Annotated in this window: 21 protein-coding genes, 1 tRNA gene and 2 pseudogenes; 14 read left to right on the top strand and 10 right to left on the bottom strand. The window is 33.5% G+C overall.

The genetic code is table 11. The annotated features are described in order from the left end of the window. Positions 1-579 (top strand): annotated as a pseudogene (locus tag OEW78_RS07370) (hypothetical protein); the annotation flags it as partial. A 423-nt stretch (positions 580-1,002) separates the two neighbouring features. Here OEW78_RS07370 and OEW78_RS07365 read toward each other — a convergent pair. Together OEW78_RS07365 and OEW78_RS07360 are read right to left on the bottom strand one after the other, a co-directional pair. Next, entirely contained in the window at positions 1,003-1,659 is a 657-nt protein-coding gene (locus OEW78_RS07365) for a uracil-DNA glycosylase (RefSeq protein WP_300326299.1), read from the bottom strand. Positions 1,660-1,687: 28 nt separating this feature from the next. Then, complete coding sequence (locus OEW78_RS07360; protein ID WP_300326297.1) at positions 1,688-1,858, bottom strand: nitroreductase; 171 nt, start codon at positions 1,856-1,858, stop codon at positions 1,688-1,690. Between OEW78_RS07360 and OEW78_RS07355 the strand changes: the two genes are divergently transcribed. The 3 genes from OEW78_RS07355 to OEW78_RS07345 all read left to right on the top strand — a co-directional run bounded on the left by OEW78_RS07355 (position 1,838) and on the right by OEW78_RS07345 (position 4,658). Further along, positions 1,838-2,143, top strand: a complete 306-nt coding sequence (locus tag OEW78_RS07355) for a hypothetical protein (protein ID WP_300326294.1) — start codon at positions 1,838-1,840, stop codon at positions 2,141-2,143. The two genes, OEW78_RS07360 and OEW78_RS07355, sit on opposite strands and share 21 nt — an antisense overlap. A gap of 297 nt (positions 2,144-2,440) precedes the next feature. Then, positions 2,441-2,668, top strand: coding sequence for a hypothetical protein (locus tag OEW78_RS07350; RefSeq protein ID WP_300326291.1), 228 nt, complete (start codon positions 2,441-2,443; stop codon positions 2,666-2,668). 412 nt (positions 2,669-3,080) lie between these two features. After that, complete coding sequence (locus tag OEW78_RS07345; protein ID WP_300326288.1) at positions 3,081-4,658, top strand: ABC transporter substrate-binding protein; 1,578 nt, start codon at positions 3,081-3,083, stop codon at positions 4,656-4,658. Positions 4,659-4,722: 64 nt separating this feature from the next. Here OEW78_RS07345 and OEW78_RS07340 read toward each other — a convergent pair whose 3' ends face one another. Beyond that, positions 4,723-4,899 carry a DUF1059 domain-containing protein gene (locus OEW78_RS07340; RefSeq protein WP_300326285.1) on the bottom strand — a complete coding sequence of 59 codons (177 nt, stop codon included), beginning with the start codon at positions 4,897-4,899 and terminating at the stop codon, positions 4,723-4,725. Positions 4,900-4,982: 83 nt separating this feature from the next. On the opposite strand from OEW78_RS07340, the gene OEW78_RS07335 reads away from it, so the two are divergent. Next, positions 4,983-5,252: a hypothetical protein gene (locus OEW78_RS07335; protein ID WP_300326282.1), complete on the top strand. Its 270-nt coding sequence runs from the start codon at positions 4,983-4,985 to the stop codon at positions 5,250-5,252. An 86-nt stretch (positions 5,253-5,338) separates the two neighbouring features. Beyond that, complete coding sequence (locus OEW78_RS07330) at positions 5,339-5,701, top strand: DUF6659 family protein (RefSeq protein WP_300326279.1); 363 nt, start codon at positions 5,339-5,341, stop codon at positions 5,699-5,701. Here OEW78_RS07330 and OEW78_RS07325 read toward each other — a convergent pair. From OEW78_RS07325 to OEW78_RS07305, 5 genes and pseudogenes are all read right to left on the bottom strand, one after another. Next, positions 5,681-6,160, bottom strand: a pseudogene (locus OEW78_RS07325) (Mut7-C RNAse domain-containing protein). The gene OEW78_RS07330 and the pseudogene OEW78_RS07325 overlap by 21 nt on opposite strands. Before the next feature lie 601 nt (positions 6,161-6,761). Beyond that, on the bottom strand, positions 6,762-6,947 hold the full coding sequence (locus tag OEW78_RS07320) for a hypothetical protein (RefSeq protein WP_300326276.1): 186 nt from the start codon (positions 6,945-6,947) through the stop codon (positions 6,762-6,764). Between the two features lie 35 nt (positions 6,948-6,982). Continuing rightward, positions 6,983-7,216, bottom strand: a complete 234-nt coding sequence (locus tag OEW78_RS07315; RefSeq protein WP_300326273.1) for a hypothetical protein — start codon at positions 7,214-7,216, stop codon at positions 6,983-6,985. A 44-nt stretch (positions 7,217-7,260) separates the two neighbouring features. Next, on the bottom strand, positions 7,261-7,977 hold the full coding sequence (locus OEW78_RS07310) for a hypothetical protein (protein WP_300326271.1): 717 nt from the start codon (positions 7,975-7,977) through the stop codon (positions 7,261-7,263). Between the two features lie 49 nt (positions 7,978-8,026). Continuing rightward, positions 8,027-9,016: an aldo/keto reductase gene (locus OEW78_RS07305; RefSeq protein WP_300326268.1), complete on the bottom strand. Its 990-nt coding sequence runs from the start codon at positions 9,014-9,016 to the stop codon at positions 8,027-8,029. Positions 9,017-9,099: 83 nt separating this feature from the next. Here OEW78_RS07305 and OEW78_RS07300 point away from each other — a divergent pair, with 83 nt between their 5' ends. From OEW78_RS07300 to hisS, 3 genes are all read left to right on the top strand, one after another. Beyond that, positions 9,100-9,657, top strand: coding sequence for an HD domain-containing protein (locus OEW78_RS07300; protein ID WP_300326265.1), 558 nt, complete (start codon positions 9,100-9,102; stop codon positions 9,655-9,657). A 55-nt stretch (positions 9,658-9,712) separates the two neighbouring features. Further along, positions 9,713-10,111 (top strand): hypothetical protein, encoded by a 399-nt coding sequence (locus OEW78_RS07295; RefSeq protein ID WP_300326262.1) that lies wholly within the window; start codon positions 9,713-9,715, stop codon positions 10,109-10,111. 192 nt (positions 10,112-10,303) lie between these two features. After that, positions 10,304-11,587: a histidine--tRNA ligase gene (gene hisS / locus OEW78_RS07290; RefSeq protein ID WP_300326259.1), complete on the top strand. Its 1,284-nt coding sequence runs from the start codon at positions 10,304-10,306 to the stop codon at positions 11,585-11,587. On the opposite strand, the gene OEW78_RS07285 is transcribed toward hisS, so the two are convergent. Further along, entirely contained in the window at positions 11,568-12,233 is a 666-nt protein-coding gene (locus OEW78_RS07285) for a translation initiation factor IF-6 (protein WP_300326256.1), read from the bottom strand. The genes hisS and OEW78_RS07285 overlap by 20 nt on opposite strands. A gap of 128 nt (positions 12,234-12,361) precedes the next feature. Here OEW78_RS07285 and OEW78_RS07280 point away from each other — a divergent pair, with 128 nt between their 5' ends. The 4 genes from OEW78_RS07280 (at position 12,362) to OEW78_RS07265 (ending at position 15,021) form a co-directional block, all read left to right on the top strand. Then, entirely contained in the window at positions 12,362-12,871 is a 510-nt protein-coding gene (locus tag OEW78_RS07280) for a ferredoxin family protein (RefSeq protein ID WP_300326253.1), read from the top strand. A gap of 106 nt (positions 12,872-12,977) precedes the next feature. Beyond that, entirely contained in the window at positions 12,978-13,526 is a 549-nt protein-coding gene (locus OEW78_RS07275; RefSeq protein WP_300326250.1) for a ferredoxin family protein, read from the top strand. A 75-nt stretch (positions 13,527-13,601) separates the two neighbouring features. Further along, a tRNA-Ser gene (locus OEW78_RS07270) sits at positions 13,602-13,685 on the top strand. 70 nt (positions 13,686-13,755) lie between these two features. Further along, complete coding sequence (locus OEW78_RS07265; RefSeq protein WP_300326248.1) at positions 13,756-15,021, top strand: tyrosine-type recombinase/integrase; 1,266 nt, start codon at positions 13,756-13,758, stop codon at positions 15,019-15,021. Between the two features lie 205 nt (positions 15,022-15,226). On the opposite strand, the gene OEW78_RS07260 is transcribed toward OEW78_RS07265, so the two are convergent. Beyond that, entirely contained in the window at positions 15,227-15,406 is a 180-nt protein-coding gene (locus OEW78_RS07260; protein WP_300326245.1) for an AbrB/MazE/SpoVT family DNA-binding domain-containing protein, read from the bottom strand. 133 nt (positions 15,407-15,539) lie between these two features. Here OEW78_RS07260 and OEW78_RS07255 point away from each other — a divergent pair. Then, on the top strand, positions 15,540-16,191 hold a 652-nt coding region (locus OEW78_RS07255), incomplete at its 3' end, for a hypothetical protein (protein WP_300326242.1).

The raw sequence follows: 16,191 nt of genomic DNA, 5'->3' as shown, positions 1-16,191 counted from the left end.
GAATCCGAATCAACCAAACAGAAGGAGAATCTGGCCAAGCTACAATCAGAAAAGAAATCACTGGAGGCAACCCAGGATGATTACGACTCACTCCTTGCACAGATTGAGCAGGAGAGACAACTTTTATTGAAATATGAAAATATGAAAGACTCTCTTAAATCTGAACAAGAACAGTTGATTAACTCAAAGAAACATCGCCTTGAGTTAGTTCTTTCTATTTCTAAAGAAAAACAAGTGTTATCTGATCAACAAAAAGAGGAAAAGCAGAGATTGAAAGAACAAAGTATTCTTTTAAAACAATTAGAAAAAGAAAAAATTGTATACAATAAATTAAAATTAAAACAGGAATCAACTAAACAAAAAATCGAATCAGACATTAATCAATTAAAACTAAAACAAAATACAATTAAAGAAAAAATTACTAAATCTGACTCTAAAAACAAAAATACAATATCTACCAAAAAACCGGCCAAGACAAAAGAGCCTAAAGTAAAGCCTGTGAAAAAACCGGCCAAGACAAAAGAGCCTAAAGTAAAGCCTGTGAAAAAACCGGCCAAGACAAAAGAGCCTAAAACCTAGATAGAGTTAATCTACTAATAACTGATCTAAGAAAAACGAAATAATTTATTTCATAAAACAGGAAACGAGGTTGTAGCAGAAAACTGACGAATTTTAGATACTATCTTTTTCGTGTTTCCTTTTTCCTATCTGCCCACTTCCTCAAAGTTTCTCCCCTGAATCTCAGCAGGTATGATGGTCCTCGTCACAATGAGTAAAAATAGAATTTAGAGTTCTGGGATGTTTATTAAAATTCATTTAAAAATTTTATAAAAAACATACAGGTTTACATAATCTTATTGATCTACTTTATTATTGATTATCGCTCACTATCATTGAAGACAGAGCATTGGGATATTCAAAGCACAATATCCTCTTGTCGTGTTACATGTCAAAGCTTACTGCTTGACATCGTAAAGGATACCTGCAGAAAACTTCTGTCTTCTATTTTGTTAATTTTTTGGCTTTTGCAAATACAGAAGACCATTGATTCCAGGTCATCTTGCCTGTCTGTGTATTTTGTCTTGATGGATGGTAAGATGTCAAAATTTTAAATCCGTCATAGGAGAACAATTTCTCGTGTCCAAACTTTTCTGGTTTGACTTTGTATAATTTGCAAGTAGCATGATATGCTATTTTTCCAAGACACAGTATGATTGTAATGTTTTTTAGAATATTTTTTTCCTGCTCTAAATAATTAAAGCATGTATCCATCTCTTCTCTTGTTGGTTTGTTTTTTGGTGGTGCACATCTCACTGCTGCAGTAATGTATGCGTTTTTTAATACCAATCCGTCATCTGATGAATGACTAGTTGGAATGGATGCAAATCCATATTTGTGCATTACTTTTGCAAGCCAGTCTCCTGATGAATCTCCGGTAAACATTCTACCCGTTCTGTTTCCACCATGAGCTGCTGGAGCTAATCCAACTATTAGTAATTTAGCCTTGATATCTCCAAAACCTGACAGTGGTTTTCCATAATATTTTTCATCTTTGAAGCGTTTTACCTTATTTTTTGCAACATCATGGATATACACTGATAGCCTGGGACATTTTTGGCAATTTGTAATTTTTTTGTTTAATGATTGAATTGTTTTCAATGATGATTTTATTTTAATTTATTCTAAATTATTGTTTTTGTGGAAATCTGTCAGTAAACACTACTTTGTTCAATGGAAGTTGTCCTCCACGCTGTATTGTCGGCTTGATCTGTTTTCCAATTACCATTAACATCGAAATTACATGGTCTTCTGGTAAATTGATAATTTTAGATATTTTTTGAGGATCAAAACCTATCATTGGATTCGAATCATATCCCATAGATTTTGCAGCAAGCAAGTTGTCAGTGTAATCACATTTGAAATAGAATCCGAAGACGATGACGAAGAAAATGAATTTAAACAATCCAAAAAAGATGAGAAATTAACTAAAGCACAAGAGAAACGAGATGAAAAACAAGCTAGAAATGCAGAAAAGTTTGCTGAGCGAGAAGCAAAATTATCTGAAAAGGCTCAATTTTCAGAACAAAGAGCAAAGAAAATCATCGAGGAACTAGAACAAAAAATCCAAAAAATGGAAGAATGACTTCAAAAATTATTAGATAAATATGAAAGCGGAGAATACGGAAATCTCAAAAATAGAGATACTATAACTAAATCATTCACACTTTCTTTTGATGGAAAGGCATCTGAAATAAGTAACTCATCAAATGTTCAAACACTAAACGGACAATTATTTTTAGAAAATCAAGTTACTGGTGATAAGGCCAAAAAATTCCGTGTAACAGGTGGTGAAATATCAATCGGTGAAGAGGAAATTTACAATATTGTATTTGGTAAAGCAAGGTTATCATCATCTGGACCTGGAGGAGATAAGGATTCTATGATTGTAATTGCTCAAGTATCCAATACCGGAGAAGTTAGAACCTTGAAACTAAGCATTAATTTATCTGAAGAATTTAATTCTGATACTGAAACAGCTGTAATTGAAATTCTATCTCCACAAAGTAAAATTGCAAGTCAGTGGTTGAGTGGCATTGGTGATTTAGGATTAACTAATACGTCAGAAACCGATCAATCAGAAACCGATAATACAGAAAATGATGCCTAAATTGAAATTCCAACTGATGATATTCCAATTAGCACAACCCTAACTATTTCAACTCCGACTAATGTCTACTTTTCAGGCAATGACATTATAATTTCAGGGACTCACAACTATTCATGAAGGAACTCCTGTAATTCTTCAAACCGTTACAGGTTCTGATAGGATTGATATTGGACAAATTGATGTAAACACTGATGGTACATTCACACATATCATTTTAGCTGATGGACCATTATGGGTTAGTGACACGTACACCGTAAAGGCATTTTATGATGCAAACAATTCAGCAGAAACAACCTTCCAGTTTACAGCCTCATCTTAGGCACAAATAGCGTGAAAAATTGAATATTATCTAATAATACTTGCTATGATCTGATCCTTTATTCTTTATATTCTCAAATCTAAAACCCTTGTAATGAAAAGAACACAACTTCTAAGCGTTGTTTTTTCATTGATCATGTTTACTGGTGTAACAACTGGTAATGTAGCATTTGCAAAGTCAGATGACGTCATTGATAGTTTTGAAGACTGCGTTGAATCTGGATATCCAATCATGGAGTCATTTCCAGAACAATGTAAAACAGATGATGGTAAAGTCTTTGTAAATGATGATAATGATAGATATAGTCTTGATGATAGACTAGAAAAATTCTGTGAAATGACTGACGAAGAAAAACGTCAACTGTTTACAGATCATCCTAGGCTAGAACAATTTGCAAAAAGATTACTCAATTATTGTGAAATGTCTGAAGAAGAAAGAGAAGATGCAATTGACAAATTTATTGCAGAACATTTTCCTAAAGACCACAATTTTGATCTAGATGACTTGCTTGATAGATACTGTGAAATGACTGACGAAGAAAAACGTCAACTGCTTACAGACCATCCACAACTTGCACCATTCACTGACAGACTAGCAAATTATTGTGACTTATCTGAAGAGGAGCAGGATGAAATTGATGACTTGATCAAGGAACATGGAGACAAAATCAGAGCAGAACTAAGAGATTATGCTAAAAACTATCGTATGGATTACAAAAAAGACATGAGAATGATGCTTGATAAATATTGTGACATGACTGATGTTGAGAAAAAAGCATATGTTGCAGAACATGACAAAGCAGAAGACCATGTTGAAAAGATGAACCGTTACTGTGCTCTAACTGATGAAGATTCAAGAATGAAATTCATTGAAGAACACAAAGACGAATACAAATCCCATATGGAAGACAAAATGCATGATAGAAAAACAGTTCACATGGACTATGAGAGATTCTGTAAACTAACTGATGAAGAACTTGCAGCAAGTACATTTGATGTTGAGTTTGTCAAAAAGGCATCTGAATGGTGTGAGATGACACCTGAAGAAAAGAAAGCCTATAAGATGAAACACTTTGGTACTATGCCTCATGACTTTGATAGAATGTCTGATGTCGCAAAGGATAGAATGTCTGATGTTGTCAAAGAGAGACTTCATGACAAAATGGAAAAGTTTTCTGAAAAGTCTGACCATCTAAAGGCCATGATCATGGATAAGCGTGACATCACTGATGAAAGAACAGATGAAATCAGAAAGAAATTCGAGGCAAAATTTGGAGAAGAATCTGATAAGAAACGTTCTGAAATCAAGATGAAGTACAAAGAACACATGCTCAAGATGAAATTCAAAATGTCTGATGAACAAAAATCTGATGTTCATGAAAGATTAGCAGAGATGAAAGCCTACAAGGCAGAACTCCGTGAAAAAGCATCTGAACTTTCTAACGAAGAAAAACAACAACTTAGAGAAGAATTCATTGAAAAGGCAAAAGACATGCAACTAGCATGGATTTCTCCACGAACACAAATGACTGCTGGCGTTGATGTCACAGAAGTTGAATGTCGGGAAGGATATAATCTTGTGATGAAAGCATCGAACGGTGTAGCAATGTGCCTCAAGGCAGAATCGGCACTTAAGATGATAGATAGAGGAATTGTAGTTCCTACTAACTAATCTTTTTCTTTTTTTAATATTATATTACTAGGATTGTATAAAAAAATTACATAGTTCTGCATATTTATACTTCTTTGATTAATGATTTAATACCTGAAATATTTTCTGCATTAAGTTCTATCTCTTTGTGATCAGATAACACGTGTTCAGTAACTTTATTCATCAATTCTTCTTCAGAATCTGCAGTTGCAGACCATGAGCAGTCCTTTCCTGCATCTGAGCAGCTAATGCTTTTTGCCATAGTATTTTTCTTCATATGAGATATTTATCTTATATTCTTAAATCACAGAAAGATCTAAATCGAAACTATACTTTTACTATTTATTGAATAGAGAAATTGAAGAGAAAATCCAGTCTATAATTTTTGAAACATTTCAAGACCAAGAATCTGAATGGATTAGTTATTTCCAACACAAGGCAGAACAAATGCATTTGGACAAGAAATCTTTCTTTATTGGAATGATGTATCCTATAGTCACAAAAAATCTAGAAGAAAATAATATTCACATCAGAATAAAATCTGATTCTTGGGGAGATCATGAAAATAAAAAAATCAATTTAATGTTGATTCAATTATATGAAAAATATGTATGATCTTTAGAATATTGCAGTTTTGTTCTTATCTTCAATGCTGACAATTTAATTATGGTTTTTATCAACAGAAATCTAGTTGATAAAGCATGTCTAGTGAATCCTTGAGCCAAAAATGTGAATTATTATTGAAAGAGCCTGAGATTCGTTTTGCTGGTTTTTTGGACATGATGGGTAACCTCGTTGAAGGTTCTTTTTCAGATGGAATCAAACCTCTAAAAAATGATCAAGAAAGAAAGAAAATGTTCATTGAAGCAATATTGAGAATTAGAACCAGACAAGATTTTGATGCTAATCTTGGACCTGTGGAATATGCAGCTGCAAGAAGAAAGAATGTTGTGACTTTTACTTTTTTGTATGGCGATAAAGTTCTCTTTATCTCTGCAGAACCTAATGTGGATATTGATAAAACCGCTCAAAAAATAATGCGTTTATGCTCTATTTCGCCCTAGTTTCACTTTTTCTACAAATTCTTGAATTTTTTTGATATGTGTTCCTTCCCAATAGATTTGATTACACTTATCACATCTACAAAATTTTTCGTTAAATTCTAAAACCTTTTGTGGAATTTTATCTGAAATTTTTGATTTGTCAATTTGTGATGTTAAAGAATTACATTTTGTGCATCTTGCAGTATCTCCAGAAATTGAATCGAATTCTAATGGAATTTGTTCAAGAATTTCCAAAAATTACTCAATTTCATTTTCTTTTGTTATGTGAACAGATGTGATATTTTGTTTTCTTGCCCTGGCAATTAATTCACGATCTTTTGAGATTATTGCTCTTTGCTCATTTTTAGATTTTTCAATTAATTTCAAATCTTCCATATCTGAACAATATTCAGCATCAAATCCTAACAGTTGTAATTTTTTGGCAATGTTGCCCAACATTGCATCAACTAGAAAAAACAACCATGCCTCCGTTAAACTCTATCACAATAAAGAAAATTTCTCACAACCTCCACAATATACTCATTGTGCTATAAAATGCAATAATTGAAATTATAATTACTATTACTCCCTTTGTAGAATCCTTCATGACTAAAAATCACTGATCAAATACTTTAGCTTGTTGTAAATTCTCACTTGTGTTTGCCAATAAAACATTGCTTGCAAATTTTGCTATCTATTCTTGTCTTTAAGAATGCAATTTGTTTATCTGTTAACCTTCCATGCTGTATTAAGTTCAACAGTTCTTCACCCTCTATAATTTCAAAATTTTCTTTACAATCACATTTTGTACATTGACAATCTATCTTTGAACCCAATATGTTACCAAGTATAAACAATCTTAAAAATAATTAACTTTCAATATTCAAACCAGAATCATCATATCTTTGCCAAATCTCCATCTTTAACCAACAACTGTCACATGTTGTTGGGGCATCTTCATTTCTTCACATGATATGGGATAGTTTTGCTGACAAATTTTACAGGTAAAATATTCTGTGACTACCTCTGACATACATCATTTTCACAATTATGCAATTAAAACATCACTACACAATGTGAATTAAACTCCAAATGATTTAGATTCTTTCTCACATTTTGGACAATTTAACCCTCTTGTTTCTAATCCACATTTCTTACAATACACATCAATTCCTGCAACTTCTCGTGGACTAGTCTTCACAATTTTTACAATCAATATTGTTACTATCAAAACTCCTATTGCAATTCCAATGTATGCAAGTGCCATACATACAATACTACTTCATATCTTAAAAACTAATTTTATACTGTTAAAACATACTTGTTTGCTAAAATTTTCTTTATTTCTTCTAGATATTGTCTTTTTGTACTCCCTACAAATCTCCAGCGTGTATCCATTTCGTCCTCTAGTATTTCATAAACCAAATCAATTTCTTCTCCAGCATCTATTTCTCTTTTTGCAATAATCATCAGTTCTTGCAATCTCAGCTTCTTTCTCCAAGTATGAGCGCACTCTGCCATAATTTTTTTTTGCATTATTACGTAAAAGGATCACTATTCATTAGAACTATTTTCCATGATCAAACGGAGATGTCCTTTCCAGGAACTAACTTACTATTTGGAATGTCATGAATTTCAAGTCCTTCTAAATATTGCATCTGTTTTGAAACTGATTCTGGATTCCCAAGTGAAATCAAAATCCTATCATTGTGTCTTATCTCGTATAGATTAATCTTTGAAGAAGATTTTCCATTTACCAAAAATGTCATGTGGTTTTCTGAATCACTACAATACTTTTCTGCATCTTTTTCATATCTTAACACAATACATTCAGATGTTATTTCCATTCCAAATGATGCAAACAGCATATCTAATGGGACATTAGTTGCATGTTTATGAATCAGATATGGATTGTCATTTTCAAAATGAATGTATTTACTTTGAATTTGGAACTGAGGATGCGAAAAATCAATCTTGTCTCCACTAACAAAAACTGCTAATGCTGCGTGCGCATGCTCACTTCCAAACTGTCCGACACCATAATAATCTACCATCTTCTCCTCCAGTGTCTTAAATGCAGTATTTTCCAAAATTTGGATATCAATCTCATTTTGATTTAGAAAATAATATGAAAATATTCCTGCTGCCACTAGCGTAAATGTAATTCCAAACATGATCAGTGCCCTGCTTTTTGATTTTGATTCTATTTCAGATTCAAAATATACCGAGTTACTCTCATCGATTCTTCCTGGGAGACTAAAATCAGAATTTTCTTTTGGCAAAACTTTTTCAGTCAAGTCATACTAATTGTTGCTTCATCGTATAAATTTCCATATCTGAAATTCTCTATCTGTATTCTCCACCACAATCCCCTATCACATCAAACAAGTCATTTGATCTGGCAGTTATACTTCCTATTGACGAGATGTCTTGTGAGTCTAGTTTTACATCAAATACTCTGATATTATCATCTCTGTGTTCTGCAATTCCTAGTCTTGTACCGATAATTACTCCTGCTACCTGTGGTTTGTCCAGCACAAATCGTGTTGCAACATTTGCTATGCTGCAGTTGTGTTTTTGTGCTATATTATTTAGTTCTGATAACAACTCTTGGAACAGGTTCCATCCTCCCCATGCATCTATCATGTTTTTGTATTTTTGAAGACTAGCTGTGATTAGACTGTCTCTTTGTGGTTCATCTACCCCTAGATATCTCTCAGAGAAAAATCCTCCAAGTAAGGTTCCGTAAGATAGGATCTTTATTCCGTTTTTTGCAAAAAATGGAGCCATTATCTTATCTGGTCTCTGATCTAAAATGGAATACTGAACTTGATTTGATATGATCTGATGCCCTTGATCTCTGATGATTTTAACTCGTTCTGTATCAAAATTTGTTAATCCAATATGTTTGATTTTACGTTCCTTTTGTAATTTTGCTAGATTGTTTAATGCATCAAGATAACTAAGATCATTATAATCCCACCAATGAAATTGGAGCAAATCAATGCAGTTCGTATCCATTTTCTGTAATGACTGCTGAATATAGTGAGTCACTATACTGTTGCTCATTGGTCCAGGGTTTGGAACAAATTTTGTAAGTGCTTGAAATTTTTTTCTTTCCCCTATTTTTCTTCTAAATTCACCAATTAACGATTCTGCAGGACCGTAAATGTCTGCCAAATCCCATGTTGCTAATCCTATATCTTGATATTTTTCCATGTCTTCTATTGCATCTTTAGAATTAATCTGACCATGCCCGCCTGCCACCTGCCACATTCCATTAAGAATTCTGCAAATTTCAAGGTCTTCTCCAAGAACAGTTTTCTCAATTGGCATAATGTGATGAGATCTCTCTCTGAAATTATAGTTTACTTGGATAATATTGAAGAAACTCATCTTAGTAATTGTAGAAAATTATTTTGGATCTAGTAAAAAGTGCTGAATTATTTGCAAAGAACAAACATGCAGGTCAATTCAGAGTAGATGGAATCACTCCTTATTCAAAACATCTTGATGATGTAGTCAATAGACTCAAAAGTTTGGGTGTGATTGATGAGCAATTACTTTGTGCAGGGTGGCTTCACGATACAATAGAAAATACAACTACAACTTTTGATGATCTATATGATCAATTTGAAAGCGAGATAGCAGTACTAGTGTCATCATTGTCTAAAGACATGACAATATCTAGAAAAAAACGAGAGCAGGCATATGTAATTCAACTACAAGAAGCATCATTTAGTGCAAAACTACTCAAGCTTTGTGATATTTCAGCAAACCTAGGTGAATTAAAAAATTATGAGGCATCAAAATCAAAAAAATTACGACAAGTAAAACAAAATAGACATTATTTGAATATCATTAAAAATGATCTTATTTGTAATCCTAACTATCCATATGTGCAGGCTCTTTTAGAAAGTGCAAATTTGATTTTCATAAAGTATGGTCAGAGACCATTATCAATTAAATCAAAATAAAATCTGCCATGAATTCCTTCAAAAATCTTAAATCCTTAAATTTTGTAGAAAAATTATGAGTAAAAATCAAGATTCTAACATATTTGAAGAAATTAACAAAAAATATTTCACGGAACTTGAACATGCTGTCCCACACATTCAACAAACACTATTTGATTTACAAAACGAATGTTACAAATCTTGGAGACATGCAGTAGATTCAAACACTTCTTTATACACAGAATTTTTATCAAGTTCAGGATACAAATTTCCAAAGAAAGCAAAAGACATCCTAAACACAATGGGTGAAGAAACAACAAAGTATCGTACAGTATGTGACAAATTCACAATTTCAAATATTGAATATGCAAAGAATGTAGCTAAAACATGGAATGATAATGCAGATGCTTTTGTAGAATTGAATAGAAAAATAATGCACTATTGGATGTCTACATTTTCTCTAAAAAGAAACTAATCCGATATTACAACAGCAATAATTGCAATTAGACTTCCAATAATGGCAAAAACTGCCATCTTACTTTTCTCACTCCATCCTTCTTTTATGGTTATTTTCATATTGACATTCTACAATTTTCGATGTTCAATTAAGCCTATTGCTTACTGTCAGAGAAATATCTAAATCACTACATTTCAACATCTAATTATCTTGGAACTGCCACGTGGAATGAAAGACTTTGAGGGCGAAGAAAATGCAAACATTGAACACATTAGATCACATTTCAAGAAATTGTCAAATTTGTATGGGTTTTCATTCATGGACCCATCTCCGATTGAATTACTTTCTACATTGGAGACAAAATCTGGCCCTGGTATTCGTGATGAAATTTACTTTTTCAAAGATAAGGGGGATAGAGAAGTAGCATTACGTTTTGATTTTACAATGGGATTAACAAGATACGCGACATCGCAGAAATCAATGAAGCTTCCAGCAAAAATCTCGGCATTTGGTGGCGTATTTAGATATGATGAACCACAAAAAGGAAGATACAGATATTTTCACCAGTGGGACATTGAAATTTATGGTAAAGCTAGCCTTGAATCAGAAGCTGAAATCATAGAAATCACATCTAGATTATTTGATTCTTTATTACTCAAAGATATTACAATTGATATCAATCATCGAAATCTTGTAGAATCTTATGTTAACAAAGTATTTGATTCAAATGAACCAGAACTTGTTGCAGATATTTTGCGTGCAGTTGACAAGATTGCAAAAAAATCAAAAGAACAAATCTTAACAGAATTTCAAGAGAAAGGATATGAAACTGAGAAGTTAGAAAAAATTCTAGAGTTTTCACAAATAAAGGGAACAATTTCAGAAGTAGAAAAAACATTTGATGTCTCACAACTAGATTCTTGGGATGAACTCAAAGCATTAGTTGATTCATTAGAAAATAGAGGAGTTTCAAATGTTAGAATTAATTTCGGAATTGTAAGAGGATTGGATTATTATTCTGGAATTGTCTTTGAGGTATTTGATAAAAATTCAAAACTTGGTGCATTGGCTGGTGGCGGCAGATATGATACACTAACTAAAGCATTCAACAGAGAAGATATTGGTGCAACTGGAGTTGCAGGTGGAGTTGAGAGAATAATGTTGACAATGCAAGAGCAAAAAATAGTAACTGAATCAAAACAAAATAGGGTTGCAGTACTATACATTAATGAAGAGATGCAAAAAGTTGCTCATTCAATTACATCATTATTACGTCTCAACAATATTCCAACTGATATTGATTTGGCAGGACGTAATATGAAAAAACAAATGGACATTGCAACAAATGCAAAGTTTGCAATTATCGTAGGACCGCAAGAACTAGAAAACGGAAATGTCGTTCTTAAAGATATGATAAATGGAACTGAGGGAACAATTTCATTAGAAAAACTAACTGAAGATCCAAAATCTATTCTTAATTTAGAAATGCTCTAGTCAACATCATTATTTCAGGTCCACTAGTCAATGAACCAACAACTACGCAGTGATCATTTACCAATATGCCCGATGATACATACGGAATACCATTATTGATTGAACTTTGCTCAATTTTCACGCCTAGTACATTTGCTATTGTCTTCATATCTTCTTCATCTGCTTCTGGATGAATGGCAGCCCCTGAATTATTTGCAACAAGAACAACCCCTGTTTGATTAAATCCTGCAATTTTTTTCTGAATCACTTCTACTCCCAAAACATCTGAGATTGTTTGACAATCTTGTTTTGACAACCATGGAGATACGATTGCTCCTTTATCATTTGCACAAATCACATTTCCAAGTGCATTGAATTTTGTATCTAATACTCCAACTTCTAAATTCGTCTCTGCTTTCAAATAATCAAATTCATTTTGATAGGCTGTAGTTGGAAGTAAAATTCCTTTATTGTTCATTGCTGACAATGCTCCAATTAATCTTGTATTTGCAATTGCAGTATGATGAATTTCTATGTCTAGATATTTTGCAAGTTTATCAGCTTTAGTTTTTGCAAATCCCATCGGGACCAATCCGATGCTATTGTTTACACTGATGTACACTCCGAGGTTTGGTCCTCTATACACATCAAACTTGATAATATCCATATCCAGTAAATTGATCTTTGATCGTTATGAACGTAAGGAAATTTTCCTTCACACTTGATCGATTATTCACTTATCTGTTCGCTGAACAACTATCTAGCTTTAAATATTAACTCAAAAAATATTGTATCATGCCAATAGCAGAAAATTTCCCTGAAGGTCTAAAGCCACTTGGAAAAATTAGCCTCGATGATGGAAATTTCCATATTATGTGGGGTCCAGGTAAAACCAAAAACACTGATGGCTCACAAGCTGAAACATTAGCTGATGCAGATGTTGTTGCAGCATATACCGCAAGAGGAGAAGAACAAGTTCCTCTTGGTGTAAGTGGTACAATGGTTGCAGTCGATTGGGATTCTTGTGTGGCTGATGGTGCTTGCATTGAAGCTTGTCCTGTACAAGTTTTCCAATGGTACAGAACTGAAAAAGATATTCCAGCAAAAGATGTTGTTGGTCAAACCTTTTCAGGAACTGGCAGTGATGTAAAAGATGAACGTAAAGATCTTACAGATAAAGCAGATCCGATCAGAGAACATGATTGTATTTGGTGCATGGCTTGCGTTTCAGTATGTCCACCAGCAGCTATCAAAGTTGATCAATCAAATGTTGAAAAACACGAAAGTGCTGCAAAAACTTTATGAGTTTTACAAATCTAAACCTAGAACTTTTTGATTTTTCTATCTTTTTTAGATTTAGTCTACACTAATTTTGTCTAGATTTAAATAATATTTCAAAATATTATTCACCATGGTAGATCTACAAATACCTGAAGACTTTTGTCACAACGATGTAAAACCAAAAGGAAAAACAAGCCATTCTGATGGTGAGAATTTCCATTGGATTTGGGGTGAGGGAAGAACTGATGGTGCAGCATTCTCAAACGATGATGTAAAAGCAGCCTATGAAGCAAGAGGAGAAGAGCAAGTTCCTCTCGGAATTCACGGTACTACTGTTGCAGTCGATTGGGATTCCTGTGTAGCAGCTGGTTCATGCATGAGTGTATGTCCAGTTCAAACATTCCAATGGTACAGAACCGAAAAAGATATTCCAGCAAAAGATGTTGTTGGTCAAACTTTTGACGGTACTGGCTTGACAGAACAAGATGAGAGATTAGATTATACAGACAAATCAATGCCAATCAGAGAACACGATTGCACTGTTTGTATGGCTTGTCAAGAAATCTGTCCTGAAGGAGCAATTCGTATCGAATCTGCTAACCAAGAATGGCACGAGAAAGCAGCCGGAACATATGTACTTATGAAATCTGGTTCTGAAAACCCACACGCACACGATTAAAAAGAATTTTTTTCTTTTTTCTTATTTTTCTATTTTACCTCAACAGATTTTAACCGCTTTTATCCAAGATTTTTTGCAGAGGTCGCCTAGCTCGGTAGGGCGCGGGCCTTGAGAGCCTGTGTGCGCAAGCATACGGGGGTTCAAATCCCTCTCTCTGCGTTTCTCTTGTTATTGATAACCCACAATGAACAAAATTTACCAGTTAAATCAAATTGGAGATTATAGGATCATGGCAATAAAAATCGATATCCACAATGCAAAAAAGAGGACCGAACGTGCCAAAATAAATCTTCAAAAAAAATTCTCAGGTGACAATGCCAAAACAGTTTGCAAGTTTATGGATAGACTACGATTGGATAACAAGTCATATGGAAGGATTGCAAACTATGCTGAATGTATTGGAAGAATTTTAGAAATCAAAGATGACAAAAATATCAAAGAATGGACTAGGGAAGAAATTGAATTTATACACAAAACCATAGCAGATTCTAATTATGAAAACTCTGTCAAAAAAGATACTCTGACAGGATTAAAGCGAATATGCCATTTTGCAGTTCATGGTGAAATAGCTGACAAGGCAAAGGGGAAAGAATATGATCCGTTGGTGGCATGGATTACGCCAGGTTCATTCAAAGACAAATACCAGAAAGTGCAATCAAAAGACCTTCTCACTGACGATGAGATACTACAGTTAATTCAGGCAGCAAAAAGGATGGGAGGAAGATATGTCAAACGAAACATCGCAATCATCTTTGTTTTGTTGGAGGGTGCCTATCGCCCCGGTGAGCTTCTTGACATCAGAATAAGTGGCATTGAATTTGAGAAAGACTTTGTGCGGATTCACACAACAGGCAAAACAGGGCCAAAATCGCTGACACTTGTTGCAAGTTTTGAGCCTATCAAGGAATGGCTTGCAGAACATCCATACAGTGATGATCCTGACGCGTTTTTATTTTATCACGATAATGCAGATGGTTTGATACCCTATCACAGATTTTCAGAATTGATAAAAAGAACTAGAGACATCTCCGGAATCAAAAAGAGGATATGGCCATACTTGTTTAGACATACTGCCCTTACTGAATACAGCAAAAAATTAGGTAATGTTGCCAAAATTTATGGTAACTGGTCTAGGGGTTCCAACATGCTGGCAGTTTATGAGCATCTGGCAAATTCAGATCAAGAAGATGCAATCCTGAAACTACATGGCCTCAAGAAGGACAATACCAACGAATCTGTCTTGTTTTCAAAATCATGTCCAAACTGCCATGTTCAAAATAGCAGTGACAAACACCATTGTATAGATTGCGGCAAGGAACTTTCAAATGAACTTGTAAAACTCAAGGAAGGTAAGCGAGAAATGAACAGAAAATCAAAAATCCCTGACTTTGAAGACAAGATCTCAAAGAAGATAGAGAATCTAGAATCGTTGTTCTTAGAACAACAAAAACTCATTTCCAAACTAGTAGACAAGAAAACAAAAATTATACAATAAGAAATACTATTTTGTTTCCAATCTTGTTCTTCTATCTCTGAATTTATACTGTATCTTTATTTTCTAAATATTTTCTTTATTCCTTCCATCTCTTTTTGAATTTTTTTACAATTTTCGTTAATCTGTTTTTCAAGATTCAAAATTTTTGTTTGAGTCATATGGTATAATGCTGAAATACATTAAAGCACCAACATACATGAAAAATTTACACTTTTTCAATAATCAACTTGTGGTTTCTGATTGATATGTTGAGTTCCTCGCCTTTCTCCCATTGCAATTCATCTAAAAACTCTGAAGGTATGTTCACTCGATTTTTGTAATATGTGATTCCCTCTATGGTTCTATTTATCGTACTCTGGAGTTTTGTTTTTCTCTTTTGAATCAATTGTTGTTGGTATTTGTCAACACCATATAAACTAGGCCCCTAATAGTTATATATTATAGGCCCCTAGTATATGTATGAAACAAGTAATAAAAAATCTAAAGCCTTTTTATGCAAATAGAGGTTATTCTAATTGATGCTTTCACAAAAAAATCAAAACTTCCGTGAGGGAGTTCAGGTTCCATTTTTGGAAAAAATGCTAAAAGAAAATCAAAAGACACTGGAACAACTAGAAAATAGTTTTGATGAAACTATAGGAAAGCAACAAGAAAGATTACAAGCAATAGAAAAAATGTCAAAGACAAAATCAAACATTGCAGAGATTACAAAGGCAATAGAATATTCCAAAAAAATGGAATATTTCAGACACCCAAATATTCCTAATACAATTCCAGATGAACACATATGGAATGATGCATGGTACGATGAGAAAAGAAATGCCTGGGTCACTTTAAATGATTATTTCTTCCAGTTAGAAAATTCCAGATCTAGAGACATTCAGGTAAAATATGAAACGGATACCATTACAAACGTTGGATTAATTGTAGAGGAAGAAAAGATCCAATTCAGACATGGACTTCCATCCAAACTTCAAAAAGATGACAAGAATATACCAACTTGGTTTGCTCTACCCACATTATATGATGTAATGTTGACCAAGGAAATTGTCAAAGGAACTCTAAAACCTGAAACTCAAGAAGAAGGATATCTGTACACTACTGGCTCAGAAGCATGGATTAGTGTATTGGGAAGGTATCTTACCGAACAAGAATATTTGTTTGCTTGTG

Source organism: Candidatus Nitrosopumilus sp. (assembly GCF_029882185.1).
Lineage (GTDB): Archaea > Thermoproteota > Nitrososphaeria > Nitrososphaerales > Nitrosopumilaceae > Nitrosopumilus.
The sequence above is the reverse complement of the archived record's forward strand: the minus strand, read 5'-3'. Positions and strand labels throughout refer to the sequence as shown.

What these genes read in the sequence shown, in the direction of transcription:
- OEW78_RS07275 (WP_300326250.1), top strand. Translation starts at nt 12,978, where the DNA reads ATGGTAGATCTACAAATACCTGAAGACTTTTGTCACAACGATGTAAAA.
- OEW78_RS07345 (WP_300326288.1), top strand. Translation starts at nt 3,081, where the DNA reads ATGAAAAGAACACAACTTCTAAGCGTTGTTTTTTCATTGATCATGTTT.
- OEW78_RS07320 (WP_300326276.1), bottom strand. Translation starts at nt 6,947, where the DNA reads ATGGCACTTGCATACATTGGAATTGCAATAGGAGTTTTGATAGTAACA.
- OEW78_RS07305 (WP_300326268.1), bottom strand. Translation starts at nt 9,016, where the DNA reads ATGCCAATTGAGAAAACTGTTCTTGGAGAAGACCTTGAAATTTGCAGA.
- OEW78_RS07285 (WP_300326256.1), bottom strand. Translation starts at nt 12,233, where the DNA reads ATGGATATTATCAAGTTTGATGTGTATAGAGGACCAAACCTCGGAGTG.
- OEW78_RS07295 (WP_300326262.1), top strand. Translation starts at nt 9,713, where the DNA reads ATGAGTAAAAATCAAGATTCTAACATATTTGAAGAAATTAACAAAAAA.
- OEW78_RS07340 (WP_300326285.1), bottom strand. Translation starts at nt 4,899, where the DNA reads ATGGCAAAAAGCATTAGCTGCTCAGATGCAGGAAAGGACTGCTCATGG.
- OEW78_RS07280 (WP_300326253.1), top strand. Translation starts at nt 12,362, where the DNA reads ATGCCAATAGCAGAAAATTTCCCTGAAGGTCTAAAGCCACTTGGAAAA.
- OEW78_RS07350 (WP_300326291.1), top strand. Translation starts at nt 2,441, where the DNA reads ATGATTGTAATTGCTCAAGTATCCAATACCGGAGAAGTTAGAACCTTG.
- OEW78_RS07330 (WP_300326279.1), top strand. Translation starts at nt 5,339, where the DNA reads ATGTCTAGTGAATCCTTGAGCCAAAAATGTGAATTATTATTGAAAGAG.
- OEW78_RS07265 (WP_300326248.1), top strand. Translation starts at nt 13,756, where the DNA reads ATGGCAATAAAAATCGATATCCACAATGCAAAAAAGAGGACCGAACGT.
- OEW78_RS07315 (WP_300326273.1), bottom strand. Translation starts at nt 7,216, where the DNA reads ATGCAAAAAAAAATTATGGCAGAGTGCGCTCATACTTGGAGAAAGAAG.
- OEW78_RS07360 (WP_300326297.1), bottom strand. Translation starts at nt 1,858, where the DNA reads ATGATAGGTTTTGATCCTCAAAAAATATCTAAAATTATCAATTTACCA.